Source organism: Schaalia odontolytica, assembly GCF_031191545.1.
GTDB classification, from domain to species: domain Bacteria; phylum Actinomycetota; class Actinomycetes; order Actinomycetales; family Actinomycetaceae; genus Pauljensenia; species Pauljensenia odontolytica.
In genome coordinates this window covers 2,041,927-2,062,432 of sequence record NZ_CP133472.1, presented here as the reverse complement: position 1 = coordinate 2,062,432, position 20,506 = coordinate 2,041,927, and the positions used below count along the sequence as shown (strand labels likewise).

The window sequence follows — 20,506 nt, the reverse complement described above, 5'->3', positions numbered from 1 at the left end:
TACCTCATGTCTAACGTACCCGCGCCTCCCCCGCCGCGTCACGCGGGAAGCGTTATTGAGCTTGGGGCGAAGTCGCATACACACCCCGGACTGTGGAAGCGCAGGCGGCAAAAGTAGGGGACAATAGAGGGCCAAAGAAACGAGGAGGAGCCATGGCCACGAGCACTCATGACGAGCCGTCGACCGACCTTCCGTTGCCCGAACAGGATTTCGTTGACAGCGCCTACGAGCGTCTGGACGCGCTGCGGGCCTCCTACCGCGAGCGTCAGGGGCGCGTGCATTCCACCCACGGCGTCGGTAATGCGCAGGGTTGGACCGAACGCGAAGCGCTATCTGCTCACCTGGGAGAGATGGCGGCTCGCCTCGAGGGCGTGGAGGAACGCCTCGTCTTCGGTCGCCTCGACATGGTGGATCAGTCGGTGCGTCACGTGGGTCGCCTGTCGCTGTCTCACGAGGACGGCACCCCCCTACTCGTTGACTGGCGCGCGCCCGCCGCACGCCCCTTCTACCAGGCAACATCGGCCGAGCCGGACGGCGTCGTTCGCCGCCGCCATATTTCGACGCGTGACCGTCGAGTGACCGCTCTGGAGGACGAGCTCCTGGACGCGGCGAACGCTTCGGGTCTGGAGCTTCAGGGCGAGGGCGCTCTCATGCGTGTGCTGAGCGAGGCGCGCGACGGTCGCATGGGCGACATCGTCGCCACCATCCAGTCCGAGCAGGACCGGATCATTCGCGCCTCCGACAAAGGCCTCATGGTGGTCCAGGGCGGACCGGGCACCGGCAAGACCGCGGTTGCGCTGCACCGCATCGCCTACCTCTTGTACGCCCACCGCGAGCGCCTCGAGCGCTCGGGGGTCCTCCTCGTGGGTCCGTCGCGCCTGTTCCTGCGCTATATCGAGCAGGTGCTTCCCTCTCTGGGCGAGACGGGTGTCGTGTCCGTGACCTTGGGCGATCTGGTGCCTGGCGTGCACGCTCGAACCGAGGACGACGAGGCCGTGGCTCGGATCAAGGGATTGCCCGAGTGGGCGAAGATCGTCAAGGAGGCGGTGCGCGCACTCGCGAAGCTGCCTCAGGACGACCAGGTCTTGCGCGTGTGGAACCGCGAGGTGACGCTCACGCGCACCGACGTGGAAACTGCGCGCCGCCGTGCCAAGCGCTCGGGGCGTCCCCATAACGTGGCGCGTGAGTCCTTCGCGCGCGACCTCATGGATGTGCTCGCACTGCGCCTGGCGCGCGAGGCCGGGGACGCGGACTCAGAGGGCGGCGTCGATCCGGAGGTCAAGCGCTCGTGGCTCGTTGAGATCCGCGATTCGGTGGATTGTAGGCGTGCGATCAACACGGCGTGGATGCCGACGAGTGCCCAGACACTGCTGCGCCGCCTTTACGCTCGCCCCGAGGTGCTAGCGGCGGCAAATCGCAAGGCTGGCTCTCCCCTGCGTCCAAACGAGCTGGCGGCTCTCATGCGCCCACGCTCTTCACCGTGGACGGTCTCGGACGTACCGATCCTGGACGAGTGCGAGGAGCTCTTGGGTCCCATGCCCACGACCTCCGCATCTTCTCGGGAGTCCGACGAGGGCGCAATCGAGCACGCCCGCGAGGCGATCGAAGCTCAGAACCTGGGCGGCGGCATCGTCACCGCCCAGATGCTCGCGCGCCAGGTCGCGGGGCAGGAGTCGTGGATGCCCCTGTCCGAGCGCGCCGCCAAGGACCGCACGTGGGCGTTCGGCCACATCGTGGTCGACGAGGCCCAGGAGCTCTCCCCCATGGCCTGGCGCGCCCTGCTGCGCCGCTGCCCCTCGCGCTCCTTCACGGTCGTCGGGGACCTCGATCAGCGGCGTGGGAGCAAGCGACCGCCGACGTGGGAAAAGGCTCTCGGCCCGGCGGCGCGCGCCTTGGCCGCCGAATACGCGCTGACGGTCTCCTACCGCACGCCCGCTACCCTCACAACACTCGCCGAGGGCGTGGTCGCCCGTGCGGGCGTCCCCGTGCTGTACCCGATGACCGCCGTGCGCGATGTCGAGGGCTGCTACCGCGTCACTCACCTGGATGCGCCCGAGGAACGCCCGACCTCGTCGCGGGAGAACAGCCCGCTGTGGCGTGCCGTCGTCGATGCCCAGCGTATGGCCGAAGAACGCCTCGACCGCGAGGCGGGCGCATCCCGGGGCCGCATCGCCTTGATCGTCGGGCAGGAACGCGCCCGGGCGTGGGGTGCCGACGTCGACGGAGAGAGTGCTCTATCCGAGCGTGTCTCCCTCCTATCCGCCGTCGCCTCCAAGGGCCTCGAGTTCGACTCCGTCGTCCTCGTCGAGCCCGCGGAGATCATGAACGACGGCGTCGGCGACCTTTTTGTCGCTTTGACCCGCGCGACCCACGATGTCCACGTCGTCCACAGCGCCCCGCTTCCCGCCGGAATGGAGGAGTGGTAGGAGCGCCCACTCCCTGACACCGCGTGTCACTGTGCGCCCGCGTCTGCCATGATGGGGGCATGACACGCGCACTGCTCCTGGAGAACCCGCACGACATCGCCGATGATATCTTCGCCAAGTTCGGTATCGAGGTCACTCGCGTGACCGGTGCCCTGTCCGAGGATGATCTGATCGACGCACTCGAAGGCGTGGACTACCTGGGCCTGCGGTCAAAGACAGAAGTCACCGAGCGAGTGCTGCGCGCACGTCCGGGCTTGAAGGCCATTGGTGCCTTCTGCATCGGCACGAACCAGATCGACCTGGCCACGGCCACCGAGATGGGCGTCGCGGTGTTTAATGCCCCCTACTCCAACACGCGCTCCGTCGTCGAACTCGCTATCGGCGAGATCATCGACCTGTCGCGCCGCGTGACTGTGAAGAACTCGCGTCTGCATCGCGGCGTGTGGGATAAGAGCGCCGACGGTGCCCACGAGGTGCGTGGTCACACGCTCGGCATCATCGGTTACGGCAACATCGGCACCCAGCTCTCCGTCCTCGCCGAGGCCATGGGTCTTAACGTCATCTTCTACGACGCGGCCGAGCGCCTCGCGCTGGGCAATGCCACGCAGATGGCGACGATGGAGGCGGTTCTGCGCGAGGCTGACATCATTTCCGTTCACGTGGACGGCCAGGAGTCCAATACGAACCTCATCGGGCGCGTCGAGTTCGAGCTGATGAAGCCCGGTGCGCTGTTCATCAACCTGTCGCGCGGGCACATCGTCGACGTTGATGCTCTGCACGCGGCCCTGGTGTCTGGTCACCTGGGCGGCGCGGCAATCGACGTGTTCCCCGAGGAACCGCGCGCCAACGGCGACCCCTTCACCTCGCCGCTGGCGACCCTCGACAACGTCATCCTCACTCCCCACATCGGTGGCTCCACGGAGGAAGCTCAATACGATATCGGCCGTTTCGTGGCTGCCAAGATCGGCGAATACCAGGCCAGCGGGTCGACCGACATGAGCGTGAACCTGCCGAACCTGACGATGAACATTGGCAAGCGCTCGCGCTACCGTGTGCGCCTCATCCACCGCAACGTTCCCGGCGTCATGGCACGCGTCAACCAGATATTCGCTTCCTCCGAGGCGAACGTCGACGCGCAGATCCTGGCGACCCTCGACGAAGTTGGCTACGTGCTCACCGACATTTCGGCAGGCCTGGGCCGTGAGGCGCTCGAGGAGCTGAGCCACCTGCCCGAGACCATCCGCCTGATCGCGACGCCTCTGTAAAACAGTCATAGTCATCGCGTCCCAGCTGGTCAAACAAGGCTCACCTTACGGTATCGTGGGTAGCATCGTTCCCGAAGGAGGATAGATGGAGCTCACGACGTCGATGCGCGCCCTGTACGCACCCGGTGTTGCCTACGAAATTGCAACGCCCGAGCGTCCCATCCCTGAGATGGTCCTGGAGGTCGCGTCACGCTACCCCAAACGTGCCGCCATCGACTTTTTCGCACGCCAGCTCACGTACGCGGAACTCGCCGAGGAGATGCGCCGTTGTGCGGGTGCGCTCCACGAGGCGGGCGTGCGCCCCGGAGACCGGGTTGCCCTCATCATGCCGAATTGCCCGCAGCACGCCGTCGCCGTCCTCGGCACGATGCTGCTCGGCGCAATCGTCGTCGAACATAACCCCCTGGCACCCGCGGGCGAGCTGGAGGGCGAGTACGAGCGTCACGGCGCTCGCGTCACGATCGCATGGTCGAAGACGCTGGAGAAGCTCACCTTCCTCGGGCGAGGCCACACCACCTTCTGCATGGACCTGACGACGGCTCTGCCCACGGCCTCGCGCCTGGCTCTGAAGCTGCCGGTGAAGGCCGCGCGCGAGAAGCGCGATCAGCTCTCCAGCCCACGCCCCGGTTGGGCACGTTCCTGGGCGCGAGCGATGCGCTTGGCCACCCCCTGGCAGGGTAGCTGCCCGGCCGCCATGGAGGACGTCACCCTCCTCATCCACACGGGTGGCACGACGGGAGTCCCGAAGGCCGCCGCACTCACGCATGCGAACCTGTCAGCGAACGTCGAGCAGTCGATTGCCTGGGTTCCCGTCCTGCACGAGGGAGCCGAGGTCTTTTACTGCATCCTACCGCTCTTCCACGCCTTCGGTTTCACGATCGGATTCCTGGCGGGCCTGCGCCTGGGCGCGACGATCGCTATGTTCCCCAAGTTCGACACCGCCCTGGTCCTGGCGGCGCAGCGCCGCCTGCCGTGCACCTTCTTCCTGGGCGTTCCGCCCATGTATGAACGCCTTCTCGCAGCGGCCGAGGGGACGAACGTGGACCTGTCCTCCATCCATTTCTCCCTGTCGGGCGCGATGCCCCTGTCAGCATCCCTAGCCGACGCGTGGGAGCACGCGACCGGTGGCCTCATGATCGAGGGCTACGGTATGACCGAGGCGTCCCCCATCATTCTCGGATCCCCCCTGGCATCGTCGCGCGCACGCGGGGCTCTCGGCATTCCGTTTCCCTCCACGCAGGTGCGTATCGTGGATCCCGAGAATCCGAGCCGCGAGGTTGCTCCGGGCGAGGTCGGAGAGCTCATCGCCCGCGGACCTCAGGTGTTTTCCGGCTACTGGAACCAGGACGATGAGACCGCCGAGGTGTTCACACAGGGCGGGTGGCTGCGTACAGGCGATCTGGTCCAGGTACGCGACGGCTTCATCTACATGGCCGACCGGCGCAAGGAGATGATCAACTCCTCGGGATTCAACGTCTACCCCTCACAGGTCGAAGAGGCGGTGCGTTCAATGCCGGGCATCGTTGACGTCGCAGCCGTCGGCGTGCCCGCGGGTGAGTCCGGCGAGGACGTCGTTGCAGCCGTCGTGCTCGAGGCCGGCGCTTCAGTGACACTCACTGACCTGCGCACCTGGGCGGAAAGGTCTCTCGCTCACTACGCTCTCCCCCGCCAGATCGTCGTCATGACCGAGCTGCCGCGCTCGCAGCTCGGCAAGGTCATGCGCAAGAAGGTGCGTGAACAGATCATGGGTGCGCAGGCAGCCGCGACGGACGCCGTAGTCGGGGCGCGCGAGGCCATGGCCGGGGCCCGCGAAACCGTCTCCGAGAAGGTCGCCGAAGCACGCGGAGCCGCATCCGAGGCAATGGCAGGTGCGCGCGAGGCCGTGTCAGAAAAGGTCGCCGAGGCGCGCGAGGCCGCGTCCGAGGCGGTGGCGGGTGCGCGCGGCATCGTCTCCGTTGCCGTCGCCGGAGCCCGCGATTCCAAGTCCCATACTGTCGAGGCAGTTCGCGGGGCCACGAACGATGATCAGCTGCGTTCAACGGCTGACGAACAGGTGGACAACCCGGCCACGGATGCGAAGTCCAACAAGCGCTAGACGCTGACTACAGCACCGAAGAGGAGTGCCCGGTTCCCCCTTCGAGAACCGGGCACTGCTCATGTCACGCGATCAGTTGTCTCCAAGCAGCGTGGGAGCGGTAGAGGCAACGCGCTTGCGAGATGCGCGAGCCTTACGAGGTTTCTTCGCAGGCGTGGGGGCAAGCGGCGCGGCATCGTCGCGCGTCACGGGTATATCGGCACCGCTAGCGCTGCCGTGGTAGCGCTCGCGCAGCGCGTGGATAGCCTGTTCGAAATCTTCGAGGGTGTCGAACTGACGATAGACGGAGGCAAATCGCAGGTAGGCGATGACGTCTAGGTCGCGCAGGAAGGGCAGGATCGCTTTGCCGACCTCGTTCGTCGACACGTTGGACACACCGGTCGAACGCAGCTGCTCCTCTACCTGCTGGGCAAGAATCGCAAGCTGGTCATCTGAAACGGGACGCCCCTGGCACGCCTTCTTCACACCCGAGACAACCTTGTTACGGGAGAAAGATTCAACGACACCAGATCGCTTGACGACCTGGAAGGAGGACGTTTCCAGGGTTGTAAAACGCTTCTTACAGTTCGTGCACTCGCGACGACGCCGAATCGAGGCGCCGTCGTCCGCAATGCGCGTATCGACGACGCGCGAATCCGGGTTATGACAGAAAGGGCAGTGCACCCTTCAACGGTACACGGTCATGCCCCGTCTGTCACAGGAGTCCCACGCGCCACCATCAGCGGACCGGCACGACGACGCGCTGCCCCGGCTGGAGAGCACCCTCAACATCATTGAGACGCTCAATATCGGCCACCACCTGTTCCACAGGACGATCCGTCTTCACGTTCTGCGCGAGCGACCACACGGAGTCGCCGCTCACGACAGACTTCGTGACCGTCGGGCCATCGTATGCGGCAGGCTGGATCGCTAGGCCGAGAGCACCGGCACCCACGGACAGCACGAGCGTCGCAAGCGCGCCGGCAACAAGGCCACGGCCTGAGGAGCGAGCGCGGCGACGCGGAGCAGCGGGCGCGCGAAGGAACGATGGGTCATCTCCGCGCTGCGCATCAAGTCGACGGCGCGCCGACGGTGCCGTTGAGATATCACGAACGGTCGCAAGCGGCGCACCCTCGACGACGCGAAGCGGAGAGCGACGCGCAGAGAACGAGACCGCGGTCTTCGTTGCAACGGGAACACTCATGAGAACCTCCAGAAAACTCAATCGAACATCTGTTCGTCGAACACTTGTACGATAGCACGCTCACCAAGCAATGTCGAGGCACACTCGAACATATGTTTCATTCTGCGTGAAATCGGCTTATCCTTGACGTATCCAGTGGACACCGACCCATGCACATCTGCGTCCACCCCGATGCGAAGGAGAAGCCATGACCGAGCGTTCGCTGAGTGATCGACACCGTGCGATCTTGCGAGTCATCAACGAAAAACTGGCCTCCAGCGGCTTTCCACCCTCTGTGCGCGAGATCGCATCCGCGGTCGGATTGGCATCACCATCGACGGTCAAGCACCATCTCGACGCGCTTGAGGCGCACGGGTATCTGGTGCGCGAGCCCGGATTGCCTCGCGCCCTGGACTTGACCGATCGTGCGCGCACGGAGCTTCATCTCCCCTCCTTCGCGCAGGCCTCGGAAAAGGTCGTCCGCATCGAGGTCCCCATCTCACACGTGGAGGAAGACGGCACGGCAATTCCGCTCGTCGGCCGCATCGCTGCCGGCACCCCCATCACCGCCGAGCAGCATGTGGAGGACGTTTTCCGACTGCCGACCTCCATGACCGGCCACGGTGATCTCTTCATGCTCGAGGTCAGCGGCGAGTCTATGATCGACGCCGGAATCTTTGACGGAGACTACGTCGTGATCCGCTCGCAGAATGAGGCCCGCAACGGCGAGTTCGTGGCCGCCATGATCGACGGAGAAGCCACGGTCAAGGAGCTATCGGTGACGGGTGGACACGTCTGGCTTCTTCCGCACAACCCGGACTACTCACCGATCCCGGGCGACGAGGCTACCATCCTCGGCAAGGTCGTCACCGTCATCCGCTCACTCTGACGCACCGCATAAGACAGTGGCACCACCCCTGACGGGTGGTGCCACTGTCTTATGCGGAGGAAGGAGCCTCAGAAGCCCAGGTCGCGGGCGACCTGGCGCAGGCGCTGAGCCGAGGCGGTCAGGCCATCGCGCTCGTTGAGCGTGAGCGGCGGGTGCAGGACACGTCCGGCACCGTCGCGGCCGACGATGGTCGGGGCAGCCATGACGACGTCGGAAATGCCTTCCCAGTCCTCGAGCAGGGTCGAGATGGTCAGGACGCGCTGCTCATCTCGCAGCACCGCACCCGCAATCTTCGAGGCAGCCAGGCCGATCGCGTAGTTCGTCGCGCCCTTACCCTCGATGATCTTGTAGGCGGACTGAACGACCTCCTGCGCGATGGAGTTACGCAGAGCGGAGTCAAAGATGCCGCCATTGAGCGTCGGGCCCCACTGAGACAGCGGGACGTTACCGATCTCCGCGCTAGACCACAGGGCGACCTCAGAGTCACCGTGCTCGCCGGCCACGTAGGCGTGGATGTTCTGGGTAGCCACGCCGGTCTCACGCGAGACCAGGTAGCGAAGACGGGAGGTGTCGAGCACCGTTCCGGATCCGAAGACCTGATTACGGGGCAGGCCCGTGATCTTCAGCGCAGCGTATGTGACAACGTCGACCGGGTTCGTGATGAACATAAGGTGAGCGTCGGGAGCGACGTTCTGCAGGTTCGGCACGATCTTCTTCATCAGGTTGACGGTCGAGCCAGCCAGCTCCAGGCGGGACTGTCCGGGCTGCTGCTTCGCGCCAGCCGTGACGATGATCAGGTCGGAACCGCGTACGATCTCAACGTCGTCCGAGCCCTCGATCGAGCCGGCAGGCGTGAACTGGATGCCATGGGCCATGTCGAGGGCTTCGGCCTCGACCTTGGCCTTGTTGATGTCCTGAAGAACGATCGAACGGGCATCGCCGCGCATCGCGCACGCGTAGGCGACGGCCGTACCAACGGCACCGGCGCCGATGATAGCGATCTTGGAGGGACGTCCGGAGGACTTTGACGGGTACAGGGTCTGGGCTTGGTTTTCCACGAGTGTCTCCTTGAGTCTGCGGGCACCCTTATTGTCGCAGATAGTTGCCCCGTTCGCGCCAGTTGTCCACGCAGCGTTTTTGACCGCTCGTCGGGGTTAGCGGACGCCTCAGCGGGGTTCGGACAGACGCCGCAGGGCACCGCGAACGACCTCCGGATCCGTCGTCGGCCACATAGGCGGCAAAGAACGCATGATGAAACCACCGTAACGCTTGGTCACGACCCGCGGATCGAGGATTGCCACAACGCCCCGATCGTCGGTCGATCGCAGCAGCCGCCCCACGCCCTGGGCCAGCATGAGCGCAGCGTGCGTCAGGGAAACCGACACAAAGCCGTTCCCTCCCCTGCGCTCGACATCCATCGAGCGGGCGCGCGAAACCGGATCATCCGGACGTGGGAACGGGATCTTGTCGATGACGACGAGACGACACGCATCACCGGCGACGTCGACGCCCTGCCACAGAGACATCGTGCCCACGAGGCACGAATCGCGTTCCGCGCGGAAACGCTGGATCAGCTGCGCCAACGTCTCTTCGCCCTGCAGATAGACCGTCAGGTCCGTGCGCTCGCGCAGGGCTTGGGCCCCCGCCATCGCACCACGGCGCGACGCGAAGAGAGCGAGCATCCCACCTCCGGAGGCCTCGGCCAGTTCCACAAGCTCAGCCAGGAGCTCTTCGGAGGGGCCGTGCCGCCCGGGCAGGGGCAAATGGGTCGCGACGTAGCGGATACCCTGTCGACCGTGGTCGAAGGGAGAGCCCACATCGATGCCGTGCCATGGCACGCCGGAGACAGCCATGCCGGCCTGGGCGGCCATGAAGTCGAAGTTTCCCCCGAGCGCGAGAGTCGCCGACGTGAGGATCGCGGGACGTTCGCCAATGCCGCTTCCGCCGATCGCGGCAGACACGTCGAGGGGCCCCACCGTCAGCCGCGCATTGTCCGATTCGTCCTTCGTGATGTAGGCGATCGACTGGTCGGGGTCTCGTCCCCACGCGTCGAGCGCACCGATCAGCTCATCGATGGCAGCGCGGGCCAGGAGCTTGGCGGCGGGTTCTCCCTGCGCCTCGGACACCTCGTGGCTGGCACGCCGGGCTGCGCCATCCAGGACGATCATCGCGTCGACGAGGGCGCTCGGCCGGTACTCGAGAAGTCCCGCTTCCAAGGGTGCCATTGCTGCACCCAGCCCGGCCCCGGCCTCGTCCAGGTCCGTGGAATCAATCGACAGATGTGAGCGCAGGGAGCGCGCCACCCGGCTCACGCGGGCAACGGTCAGGTCGGCGGCAGCCTGCGAGCGGACGCGGTCAGCCAGCTCGTGGGCCTCGTCGATGACGACGGCGTCGTACTCGCCAAAGAGTTCACCCTCACCGCAGGCGTTGATGCCGAAAAGGGAATGGTTCGTGACGACGACGTCCGCTTCTGCGGCTTCCAGGCGAGCGGAGTGCGCGAAGCACTCCTCGAGGAGCGGGCAGTGCTTTCCCAGGCATTCAGGCTTTGCGACAGATGCGTGGTACCAGGCGCGATCCGACACGCCGGGCACCAGGTCGTCGCGGTCCCCCGTCGTGGTCTCGCTCACCCACTCGCGGATGCGCACAATCTCCTTGCCGAGTTCGCCCGTCGGGCCGACGCTGATATCCCGGTCCTCAAACAGTGTGCCTTCGGTGGGGTACCCGCCGTCTAGCTTGTGCAGGCACGCATAATTCGACCATCCCTTGAGCACCGCCACCTTCAGGCGCACGCCCGTCGCCGAGGCCACCGCATCGACAGCCACAGGCGCGTCCTTGACGAGAATCTGGCGTTGCAGCGCGAGCGTCGCCGTAGACACGACCCCGCGCACTCCATTCGTCGCGCAGTGCGTCAGCAGCGGCACCAGGTAGCCGAGCGACTTCCCGGTACCCGTGCCCGCCTGCACGAGGAGGTGATGACGATCCTCCAGGGCCGCGGCTCCTTCGGCGACCATCGAAGCCTGCCCTTCGCGCGCGGACCCGCCCATCCGGGCGACGACCGCGTCGAGGACGCGACCCGAGGCCTCGACCAGGTCCTCGCTCACGCTCCGTTCACCGCCGCCTCACCCACGGCGGGGCCCACCGCCTCGCGTTCAATGACGGCGGCCAGGGCTTCGTCGACGTGCGCGACAATACGCGTTCCGGCCTCCACGTACTCCTCGCGCTCAACGTCTCCCTCCTCATGGATTCGATGCACGAGGGAACCGGCCGAGTACGGCAGAACCGCATCGATGGCGACGCGAGGCCGGGGCAGCATGTCCTCAAGGGCCCCGCGCAGCGCGTCCACGCCCCAGCCCGTGTGGGCACTGAGCGGCACGGCATTCGGGAAGACAGTGCGCAACAGCGCGATCTGCTCGGGCGAAGCCAGGTCGGCCTTGTTCAGGGCGATCAGCTCGGGGATGTCCGAGGCACCATCGATCGTGTCGATGACCGATCGAACGGCTTGCACCTGAGAGACCGGATCAGGGTGCGCGGCGTCCACGACGTGCACGATGACGTCGGCCTGGCCGACCTCCTCCAGTGTCGATCGGAAGGCCTCGACCAGCTGGGTGGGCAGGTTGCGCACGAAGCCAACCGTGTCGGTGAGCGTATACTCGCGTCCGTCGGCGGCACGTGCGCGACGCACCGTCGGATCCAGCGTCGCGAACAGCGCGTCCTGGACGAGGACGCCCGCATCCGTCAGACGGTTCAGCAACGTCGACTTGCCCGCGTTCGTGTATCCCGCAATCACCACCGACGGCACTGCCCCGCGACGACGGGAGTTGCGCTGGGTACGACGGGCGGGTTCCATGCGCGCGATGTCCGCGCGCAGCTTCGCCATGCGCGTGCGGATGCGACGACGATCCAGCTCGATCTTGGTCTCACCGGGGCCCCTCGAACCGATACCCGCGCCGCCCGCGACGCGCCCACCGGCCTGACGGGACATCGACTCACCCCAGCCGCGCAGACGCGGCAGCAGATACTCAAGCTGAGCGAGCTCCACCTGCGCTTTGCCCTCGCGGGACTTAGCATGCTGGGCGAAGATATCGAGGATGAGGGCGGTGCGGTCGACGACCTTGGCATCGACGACGTCCTCCAGACCGCGACGCTGGGAGGGGGCCAGTTCCTCGTCAACGATCACCGTGTCAGCCTCGACCGAACGCACGATCTCAGCCAGTTCGCGGGCCTTACCCGAGCCCAGGTAGGTCGCCGGATCCGGCTTCATGCGACGCTGGATGATGCCGTCGAGCACGCGCGAACCGGCGGTCTCCGCGAGCGCAGCGAGCTCGCGCAGCGAGTTCTCCGCCTCTTCTTCACTCTGCGTGGTGCGCAGGCCAACGAGCACGACCTTTTCGAGTCGCACCTGGCGGTATTCGACCTCGGAGATGTCCTCTCGGTCGGAGGCACCCGTATCAACGCGGCGCGTGCCCGCACGAGCCTCGCGCTCGAGGGCACCCGCGTCCTGGGAAGTGTCCTGACCCGTCGTCGATGCGAGCGCCGTTCCCGAGCGCGCGAGGATACGCGCGACAACGTCGTTGACGCGCTGGTCGCGCTCTTCAGTCGAGGAGTCCGCACCTGTGTGGGTCGTGTCCATAACCATCCTTTTCATGGGGACTTCTAGTGTCGCACGCGCAGCCCCCATCTGCGCCTGCGCGCGCGGGCACGATAGGCTTTCTTCCGTGGACGAACAGTATTTCTCCGACTCTTCCCCTGCGAGCGCCGAGGAGACTCGTACGATCGAGGTGACGGCGCGCGGCTTCGACCTGTCGATGCGCGTGTCGTCGCGGGTGTTTTCGGGTTCCAAGCTGGATCTGGGCACGCGTCAGCTCCTGGAGATCGCCCCGGATCTGCCCGAGGGCGGGACCTTCCTTGACCTGGGCTGCGGGTGGGGTCCGATTGCCACAATCATGTCGCTGGAGTCCCCGAACGCCGCCGTGTGGGCGGTGGACGTGAACTCGCGCGCGGTGGATCTGACGCAGCGCAACGCGCAGTCCAACGGGGCGAGCGGGGTGCGCGCGCTCAAGGCGCAAGAGGCGCTGTCCTCCTCGGCGGAGTCAAATACTCGCTTCGACGTCATCTGGTCGAACCCGCCCGTGCGCATCGGCAAGGACGCGATGCACGAGATGCTGGCGGCGTGGCTGGGTCGCCTCGCCCCCGCCGGCGTCGCCTACCTGGTCGTCCAGAAGAACCTGGGTGCCGACTCCCTCATCACGTGGCTAAACGGCCAGGGCTTCCAGGCCTCGAAGTACGCGTCGAAGAAGGGCTTCCGCATCATCGAGGTTCGGCCCGCCTGACGCGCTCTTCTGCGTGGACGAGGCCGGGTCCTCGTCGCGCTCTCCGGCGGTGTCTTCTCGTGGCCGTCTTCAGGGCAGACGTATCTCCGCGACCCGGGTCGCGGGGCCGGTGAGGAACACCGAGGCATCCGTGATGCGGGGGCCTTCCCCCGTCCAGTCGATAACGCCGTCCAGGCCGACGACGACCCTACCTCCGGGGATGTCGACAACCCACTGGGTTGGTGCCTCTGGTCCGCGTCGCAGGGCCGTGGCGAGAGCCGCCGCGCAGCATCCGGTGCCGCACGCCTGGGTCTCTCCCACGCCCCGCTCCAGCACGCGCATCGCGATGTGCCCGCGTTCGTCGCCGGGCTCGGTCAGGTCGACGACCAATTCAAGGTTCGTGCCCGCCTGCGGCTCGGGGTCGTAGGAGGGGCGTTGGGCCGTCGGGATCTGGGAGACATCGACCGTCGGCAGGAACACTGCGCGCAGGCTCTCCTCGTCGGTGAGCTCGACAACCGTGTGCGGGTTGGGCATATCCACCCACATCCCATCCATAATGCCCTCGATGCCCGGAACCGTCACCTTGATCGTCGCACGAGCGGGCGAGGCGGCAGCTCCCATATCGACGCGGTAGCTCGCACCCCGCCCCTCGTCTTCGGACTCGGGCGTGACGCGCTTGATGCCGCCACGCGTGGCCACATCCAGCGTCTGGCCGACGGGCAGATCCACGAGGCCCTCACGGCGCAGGTGATCGACGAAGACGCGCACGCCATTACCACACATCTCTGCCTTCGAACCGTCCGCGTTGCGGTAGTCCATGAACCACATACCGTCTCGTTCGACGGCCCGGATGAATCCATCCGCGCCGATCCCGAAGGCCGGGGAACACAGCGTCGCGACCTCGTCCACGCTCGGATCGTAATCGTCGTGGCGGTCCGTGGCGACGACGAAAGAGTTACCGGCTCCGTGGGCCTTCACGACGCGGGCGTGGGCGGGCAGCTGCGTATTCATCATGGATCCACCGTAGCCGTCGCACCCCGACCGCGCAGCCCGCGGTCGTATTACGACCGTGCCAGGGCCGCTTCCGCCTCGCGCTCGGTTAGCTCGACGACGCGACGCACGACGGCCTCGTTCGAGTCGAATTCCTCCACGTCCAACCAGTGCACGCGCGGGTCTGGGCGCAGCCACTTGACCTGGCGGCGTGCCAGCTGACGTGTCGCCAGCGCGATGGATTCCACGGCTTCGTCCTCATCCATCTGCCCGTCGATGACTGCGAGCGCCTGCGCGTAGCCAGTCGCGCGGGAGGCAGTCTTTGCCTCGCGCAGACCGCGATCGATGAGCGCGCGCACCTCCTCGATGAGCCCTGCGTCCATCATGGTGCGGGTACGCACCGCGATACGCTCGTCGAGCTCGCTCATCGGGCGACGCAGCGCCACCATGAGCGCTGGTGCCACAAACTCGTGGCGAGGCATAGAAGCCGAATAGGGGTGCCCGGTCAGCTCAATGACCTCAAGGGCGCGAATGATCCGGCGGACGTTATGCGGATCGATGCGCTGCGCCGAGACCGGGTCCAGCTGGCCGAGCCGATCATGCAGGCCGCGCGAGCCCAGCGGTCCCAGCGCTTCTTCCTCGAGGCGGGCCCGCACGACGGGGTCCGTACCCGGGAACTCGATGACATCCAGTAGGGCGCGCTGATAGAGCCCGGAGCCACCCGCGACCACGGCGACACCCCCGCGCTCGTGGATACCAGCCACGTCGGCGCGCGCGTGCGTCTGATAGGCGGCCACCGAGGCCTCATCCCGAACCTCGAGCACGTCGATCTGATGGTGGACAATCCCACGGCGTTCCTCCACCGGCGTCTTTGCGGTACCCACGTCCATGCCGCGGTAGAGCTGAAGCGCATCCGCGGACACGATCTCGCCCACGCCCGCGGCTCCGAGCGCGCCGGGGAGCACGCAGGCCAGCTCCAGGGCAAGGTCCGACTTTCCCGAGGCCGTGGGCCCCACAACCGCGCACACGACGTCCGACGCGCGCCTCACCGATGTCTCCATGGCCACCAGTGTACGGGTGCCTCCCGCAGATACCACCCAACAGCGGCTAGGCTTACTACCATGAGCACAACTGATACTCCCCCGGTCACCCTTGACCGGGTTACCCAAGCGGTCGAGGCCGTCGGACTTGTTCCGTTCGTTTCCTCCACCGGACAGGTCGCCGCGATCCTGCCCAACCGCACTGTCCGCATCGCCGTGCCCGAGGGGCACCCGGTCCAGGGGGTCGCGGACTACCCTCGCTTCTTCGATCCCTCGCACGCCGAGGCCATCGCCTCCGTGGTGCGCCGCCTCAACGCCTCCACCTACCTGCCGAAGATCACCTCCGGCACGACGGAGACCGGCGCGATCGCCCTGCACCTGCAGCACACCTTCAACTGGGTTGTGGGTGCCACCGACGCGCAGGTTCACGCCGAGGTTTCCCAGTTCATCATGGCGTCCGTCGCCATGATGAACCAGCTTGACATCATGTTCCCCGACCAGTGGACCAAGGAGGGCTCCGATGCCTGAGTGGAAGAGCTTCACCTTCGGCGATGACGGCGAGGCAAAGGCCTCGCCACTGCCCGCCCCTGCCGCTGTCTCCCCGGCGATGGAAGCCGATGAGTACGCCGCCAAGTGGGGGACCGAAGTGTCCACACTGACGATCAAGCGCATCGAGAAGGTGCTTGAGGGCGACGGCCTGCCGCACGGTTCAAACGAGGTCATCGCCGTCACCCAGCTGGAGGACGTGCACTTCCAGATTCATCGTGAACCCGCGGACGCTCCCTGGGCACAGATCGAGACGCGCATCGCGGTGCCCGGTGAGGGACACACGGAGATCTCGCTGCAGGAAAAGGCCAACGAATGGAACCGCACTCACCTGCAGCCGACCATCTTCCCGATCGAAGACGGTGATGGATGGGTCCTGATGGCCGCGTCGCGTTTCTTCGTCGGCGAAGGCCTGTCGGATCGCCAGATCCATGCGATGCTGCGCCGCGGCCTGAGCATCGGGCTGTCCGCCGCTCAGGAAGTACCCACGCTCTTTGCCGAAGGAGCCGAGGAGTAATCACCGCCTCAACCCATATGAGTAGTGCCCCGCACCTCCGACTGGAGGAGCGGGGCACTCTCGGTTGAGTGTGCGCCGACTGCATGCGAAGGCGCGGCACGTACCGCTTACGCGGGCAAGCCACGGGTCGCATAGGGGGGCTCGAATCGACCCGCACTACCGAGAGTGCTCCCGCATGTCGATCGTCTCGTCGTCGTGACGATCGCCACGACACAAAAGTAGCGCACGCGGCGCGCGTCACATGTGTGTTTGGTGAAGACATTTTCTCACTTCTTCACGATCAAACGGTCAAACGTGCAGCTACGTCCCTAGCCCCACTACCGACGCGCATCCTCCCCAGGCGAAACACCCAAGGAAGCTCGAAGCGGCACGGCGCGTTATCAGCTCGGAGCACCCACGCGAAGGGTTGGGATGCCCAAAGACACCGTATTGTCTGGTTCTTCCTTGGCCTGACGAGCCTCCCAGGCGTCTCCGGCGCGCGTGCGGCGCACCTCGAAGAGACCTCCCTGGGTGCCCGAGTCGGCAATCAGATGGTGCGGAGCCCCGTAGGTGACGGTCGCGCGAATCATGTCGCCCGGGCGCGGACGGTCGGCCTCGGCCAGTGTGTCGGGCAGGGCAACGTGCACGAGGCGGTTGTCGCGGGCGCGACCCGAGATACGGTGCGTGGCACCATCCTTGCGCCCATCCCCCTCGGACACCAAGACCTCGACCTCAGTACCTGCCAACCCTGCGTTGTCCTCGGCGCAGATGCGCTCCTGCAGCTTGATGAGGCGCTGGTAACGCTCGAGCGCCACGTCGTCGGGCACCTGGTCCTCGCGGTCGGCTGCGGGCGTGCCCGGACGCGGGGAGTACAGGAAGGTGAAGGCGGAGGAGAAACGTGCCTGCTCGACGACGTCGAGGGTCGCCTGGAAATCCTCCTCGGTCTCACCCGGGAAACCAACGATGATATCCGTCGTAATCGCGGCCTCTGGGATGGCGGCGCGTACGCGGTCCAGGATACCCATGAAACGCTCGCGACGGTAGGAGCGACGCATCTGGCGAAGGATCGCATCCGACCCGGACTGCAGGGGCATGTGCAGGCTCGGCATAACCGTGGGAGTCTGTGCCATCGCAGCGATCACGTCGTCCGTGAAAGCTGCGGGGTGAGGCGAGGTAAAACGCACGCGCTCAATCCCCTCCACGCGGCCCACGGCACGCAGCAGCTCAGCAAACGCGCCGCGCTCACCGAATCCCACGCCGTAGGAATTGACGTTCTGGCCGAGCAGGGTTACCTCGATGGCGCCCTGCGAGGCAACGGCCTCGACCTCGGCGAGGATGTCGCCGGGGCGGCGGTCGCGTTCCTTTCCGCGCAGGTGCGGAACGATGCAGAACGTGCAGGTGTTGTTACAGCCCACGGAAATGGACACCCAGGCCGCGTACGCGCTCTCGCGATGGGTGGGCAGGGTCGAAGGGAAGACCTTGAGGGATTCCTCGATTTCGACAGCGGCCGCGTGGTTGTGCTCGGCGCGGCGCAGAAGGGCAGGGAGCACGTCAATGTTGTGGGTGCCGAAGACGGCATCCACCCACGGTGCCTTCTCGACGATGCCGTCGCGCATCTGCTGGGCGAGGCAGCCTCCAACCGCGATCTGCATGCCGGGCCGCTGGCGCTTGACGGAGGCAAGCTGACCGAGGTTGCCGAAGAGGCGGGTCGCCGCGTTCTCACGCACGGAACACGTATTGATGACGATCACGTCGGCACCCATGTCACCGGCGTCCGTCGCACGGGCGGCGGCCTCGGGAACCTGTTCAACGGGGACGAGGCCGGCCTGCTCCAGCAGACCCGCCATGCGTTCGGAGTCGTGTTCGTTCATCTGGCAGCCGAGGGTACGCACCGCGTAGGTGCGCGGCGCCGCGGAGCCGTCCTGCGTCATCGTATTCATCGCATTGAAGTCTAGTCGTCCGCCCCCGAGGCGGCGAAGTCGAGCACGTCACGCACGAGGATGAGGGCAGCGTTAATCGCGCCTGCACGCACCGCCGCGCGGTCGCCGTCGAGGTGCAAGAGACGATGCTCTTCCCCCCTCGGATGCGCACACGCTATGTGAACCGTGCCCGCATCGAATCCATCGGCGGGGCCGGGGCCCGCGACACCTGTCGTCGATACGCCGATGTCGGAGCGGAACAAAGCGCGTGCCCCGCGGGCCATCTGGCGGGCAACCTGCTCGTCGACCGGGCCCGTCAGCGCCAGCTGGCTCTCCGAGACTCCCAAAACCGAGGCCTTCGCGTCGACCGCATAGGTGCACGCACCCCCGCGCACGACGTGAGAGGCACCAGGGGTGTCCACGAGACGCGCGACGAGGCCTCCGCCTGTCAGCGACTCCGCCGTCGCAATCGTCAGGCCACGCTCCGTGAGAGTGGTTATCAGCTCGGCGAGCTCCACGTCGTTCATCTCGATCACAGTCCCCACTGCCGGGCCTCCTCAGCGCTGCCACCCTCGTTACCCCACACATCAAGGGCATCGCGCACCGTAGTAGCCACGACGGACGGTGAATATCCCTTGCGCGCGAGCATGGAACTCAGTCTACGGTAGGCGGTTTCACGCGCAACGCCCACGAGGGAACGACGCTTGCGGGCCACCAGCTGAGCGGCACGCTCAGCCTCATCGTCACGATCGATCTGCGATAGGGCACGCTCGATGGTCGCGGAGTCCAGCCCCTTGCGCGCGAGGACCTCACGCAGGGCTCGACCGGACGCACCCGTCCCGGAAAACCGCGAACGGACGAGCGCATCCGCATATGCCTGATCATCGACGAGGCCGACGGCCTCGAGCCGATCAACAACCTCGGTCGCAAGCTCGGAACTGAAGCCACGTCCTTCGATCGCGCTCGTGAGTTCTTTGCGGGAGCACGCGCGCGCGTCGAGCTTACGCAGGGCGATCTCGCGGGCCGCTTCGACTGCTGCCGTGCCAGTCAGGCGCGCATTGCTTTCGCGGGCGCGAGCCAACCTCTCACCCGGGGAGGAGCGCCGACGGCGCTCCTCCCCCAGCTCGGGGTTGTCTTCGGGATCCAGGTAACGGACCACGACTCAGAAGCCCGCGTCCTCATCAGGATCGATGTCTGGCACGTCCTGGGATGCCTGGTCCGGATCCGGGGCATCACCGATACCCAGCGACACGAGGATCTTCTGTTCGATCTCGTTGGCCAGCTCGGGGTTGTCCACGAGGAACTGGCGCACGTTCTCCTTGCCCTGACCCAGCTGGTCGTCCCCGTAGGTGAACCACGATCCGGACTTGCGCACGATGCCGGCCTCGACGCCCATGTCGATGATCGAGCCTTCGCGCGAAATGCCCTTGCCGTAGACGATATCGAATTCGGCCTGCTTGAAGGGCGGAGCCATCTTGTTCTTGACGACTTTGGCGCGCGTACGGTTGCCGACGGGCGCACCGGCTTCCTTGAGGGTCTCGATGCGGCGCACATCGATGCGCACCGATGCGTAGAACTTCAGAGCCTTACCACCCGTAGTCGTCTCCGGAGAGCCGAAGAACACTCCGATCTTTTCGCGCAGCTGGTTAATGAAGATGGCGGTGGTGCCGGTGGCGGACAGTGCGCCCGTGATCTTACGCAAGGCCTGGCTCATGAGGCGGGCCTGCAGGCCGACGTGGGAGTCGCCCATCTCGCCTTCGATTTCGGCCTTGGGCACGAGCGCGGCAACGGAGTCGATGACGATGATGTCGATGCCGCCCGAACGGATCAGCATGTCAGCGATCTCAAGGGCCTGCTCACCCGTGTCGGGCTGGGAGACCAGGAGGGAGTCGGTGTCCACGCCCAGGGCGCGAGCGTAGACAGGGTCGAGGGCGTGCTCGGCGTCGATGAACGCGGCGTTACCGCCAGCCTTCTGGGCGTTAGCGACGGCATGCAGGGCGACCGTGGTCTTACCGGAGGACTCGGGGCCGTAGACCTCGATCACGCGGCCGCGCGGCAAGCCACCGATACCGAGGGCAACATCGAGCGCGAGGGAACCCGTGGGGATCACCTGAACCGGCGGGCGGTTGTCGTCGCCCAGGCGCATGACGGAACCCTTACCGAACTGCTTGTCGATCTGCGACAGGGCGACTTCGAGCGCCTTGTTGCGATCGTTGGTCGCGGGCTTTGCGGCGGGTGCTTTACGGGCTGCCATGGTGATCCTTTCGTCTGCGGCCTCTCCGGCCTGCGGGTGTCCTGGCCTGGGAATGTCACCCCTCTCCGAGGCGACATGACGAGTATGCGACCGGCCATCGTCATCTGCGTCCCGC

18 protein-coding genes are annotated in these 20,506 nt (G+C 66.1%); 7 read left to right on the top strand and 11 right to left on the bottom strand.

The window, feature by feature from the left end; all coding sequences use genetic code 11:
• Positions 1 to 152 precede the first annotated feature (152 nt).
• The 3 genes from RDV55_RS08800 (at position 153) to RDV55_RS08790 (ending at position 5,786) form a co-directional block, all read left to right on the top strand.
• The gene (locus RDV55_RS08800; protein ID WP_111823968.1) at positions 153 to 2,426 is read left to right on the top strand and encodes a HelD family protein; all 2,274 of its coding nucleotides are present in this window, start codon (positions 153 to 155) and stop codon (positions 2,424 to 2,426) included.
• Positions 2,427 to 2,485: 59 nt separating this feature from the next.
• Positions 2,486 to 3,691 (top strand): phosphoglycerate dehydrogenase, encoded by a 1,206-nt coding sequence (gene serA, locus RDV55_RS08795; protein WP_111823967.1) that lies wholly within the window; start codon positions 2,486 to 2,488, stop codon positions 3,689 to 3,691.
• Between the two features lie 85 nt (positions 3,692 to 3,776).
• On the top strand, positions 3,777 to 5,786 hold the full coding sequence (locus RDV55_RS08790) for an AMP-binding protein (protein ID WP_111823966.1): 2,010 nt from the start codon (positions 3,777 to 3,779) through the stop codon (positions 5,784 to 5,786).
• 72 nt (positions 5,787 to 5,858) lie between these two features.
• Here RDV55_RS08790 and nrdR read toward each other — a convergent pair whose 3' ends face one another.
• Together nrdR and RDV55_RS08780 are read right to left on the bottom strand one after the other, a co-directional pair.
• Positions 5,859 to 6,449, bottom strand: coding sequence for a transcriptional regulator NrdR (nrdR, locus tag RDV55_RS08785; protein ID WP_111823965.1), 591 nt, complete (start codon positions 6,447 to 6,449; stop codon positions 5,859 to 5,861).
• Positions 6,450 to 6,504: 55 nt separating this feature from the next.
• Positions 6,505 to 6,969, bottom strand: coding sequence for a LysM peptidoglycan-binding domain-containing protein (locus RDV55_RS08780; protein WP_111823964.1), 465 nt, complete (start codon positions 6,967 to 6,969; stop codon positions 6,505 to 6,507).
• 187 nt (positions 6,970 to 7,156) lie between these two features.
• Between RDV55_RS08780 and lexA the strand changes: the two genes are divergently transcribed.
• Positions 7,157 to 7,837 (top strand): transcriptional repressor LexA, encoded by a 681-nt coding sequence (gene lexA / locus RDV55_RS08775; protein WP_111823962.1) that lies wholly within the window; start codon positions 7,157 to 7,159, stop codon positions 7,835 to 7,837.
• A 68-nt stretch (positions 7,838 to 7,905) separates the two neighbouring features.
• On the opposite strand, the gene RDV55_RS08770 is transcribed toward lexA, so the two are convergent.
• The 3 genes from RDV55_RS08770 to hflX all read right to left on the bottom strand — a co-directional run bounded on the left by RDV55_RS08770 (position 7,906) and on the right by hflX (position 12,467).
• On the bottom strand, positions 7,906 to 8,895 hold the full coding sequence (locus tag RDV55_RS08770) for an L-lactate dehydrogenase (RefSeq protein WP_111823961.1): 990 nt from the start codon (positions 8,893 to 8,895) through the stop codon (positions 7,906 to 7,908).
• 108 nt (positions 8,896 to 9,003) lie between these two features.
• Positions 9,004 to 10,938: an ATP-dependent DNA helicase gene (locus tag RDV55_RS08765; RefSeq protein ID WP_111823960.1), complete on the bottom strand. Its 1,935-nt coding sequence runs from the start codon at positions 10,936 to 10,938 to the stop codon at positions 9,004 to 9,006.
• Positions 10,935 to 12,467: a GTPase HflX gene (gene hflX / locus RDV55_RS08760; RefSeq protein ID WP_111823959.1), complete on the bottom strand. Its 1,533-nt coding sequence runs from the start codon at positions 12,465 to 12,467 to the stop codon at positions 10,935 to 10,937. Before hflX ends, RDV55_RS08765 begins: the two co-directional genes overlap by 4 nt.
• An 85-nt stretch (positions 12,468 to 12,552) precedes the next feature.
• On the opposite strand from hflX, the gene RDV55_RS08755 reads away from it, so the two are divergent.
• Positions 12,553 to 13,167 (top strand): class I SAM-dependent methyltransferase, encoded by a 615-nt coding sequence (locus RDV55_RS08755; RefSeq protein ID WP_111823958.1) that lies wholly within the window; start codon positions 12,553 to 12,555, stop codon positions 13,165 to 13,167.
• A gap of 69 nt (positions 13,168 to 13,236) precedes the next feature.
• On the opposite strand, the gene dapF is transcribed toward RDV55_RS08755, so the two are convergent.
• Both dapF and miaA read right to left on the bottom strand, forming a co-directional pair.
• A complete protein-coding gene (gene dapF / locus RDV55_RS08750) occupies positions 13,237 to 14,160 on the bottom strand; it encodes a diaminopimelate epimerase (protein WP_111823957.1) in 924 nt (307 codons plus the stop codon).
• Between the two features lie 47 nt (positions 14,161 to 14,207).
• Positions 14,208 to 15,197 carry a tRNA (adenosine(37)-N6)-dimethylallyltransferase MiaA gene (gene miaA / locus RDV55_RS08745; RefSeq protein WP_111824025.1) on the bottom strand — a complete coding sequence of 330 codons (990 nt, stop codon included), beginning with the start codon at positions 15,195 to 15,197 and terminating at the stop codon, positions 14,208 to 14,210.
• Between the two features lie 60 nt (positions 15,198 to 15,257).
• On the opposite strand from miaA, the gene RDV55_RS08740 reads away from it, so the two are divergent.
• Positions 15,258 to 15,704 (top strand): histidine kinase, encoded by a 447-nt coding sequence (locus RDV55_RS08740; RefSeq protein WP_111823956.1) that lies wholly within the window; start codon positions 15,258 to 15,260, stop codon positions 15,702 to 15,704.
• Entirely contained in the window at positions 15,697 to 16,239 is a 543-nt protein-coding gene (locus RDV55_RS08735) for a YbjN domain-containing protein (RefSeq protein ID WP_111823955.1), read from the top strand. Before RDV55_RS08740 ends, RDV55_RS08735 begins: the two co-directional genes overlap by 8 nt.
• Before the next feature lie 380 nt (positions 16,240 to 16,619).
• Here the strand turns inward: RDV55_RS08735 and miaB are convergent, their stop codons facing one another.
• The 4 genes from miaB to recA are packed head-to-tail and all read right to left on the bottom strand — an operon-like array spanning position 16,620 to position 20,391.
• Entirely contained in the window at positions 16,620 to 18,158 is a 1,539-nt protein-coding gene (miaB, locus tag RDV55_RS08730; RefSeq protein WP_111823954.1) for a tRNA (N6-isopentenyl adenosine(37)-C2)-methylthiotransferase MiaB, read from the bottom strand.
• Positions 18,159 to 18,169: 11 nt separating this feature from the next.
• A complete protein-coding gene (locus RDV55_RS08725) occupies positions 18,170 to 18,664 on the bottom strand; it encodes a CinA family protein (protein WP_165835859.1) in 495 nt (164 codons plus the stop codon).
• A gap of 5 nt (positions 18,665 to 18,669) precedes the next feature.
• Complete coding sequence (locus RDV55_RS08720; protein ID WP_111823952.1) at positions 18,670 to 19,296, bottom strand: regulatory protein RecX; 627 nt, start codon at positions 19,294 to 19,296, stop codon at positions 18,670 to 18,672.
• Between the two features lie 3 nt (positions 19,297 to 19,299).
• Positions 19,300 to 20,391 carry a recombinase RecA gene (gene recA / locus RDV55_RS08715; RefSeq protein WP_111823951.1) on the bottom strand — a complete coding sequence of 364 codons (1,092 nt, stop codon included), beginning with the start codon at positions 20,389 to 20,391 and terminating at the stop codon, positions 19,300 to 19,302.
• Positions 20,392 to 20,506 lie beyond the last annotated feature (115 nt).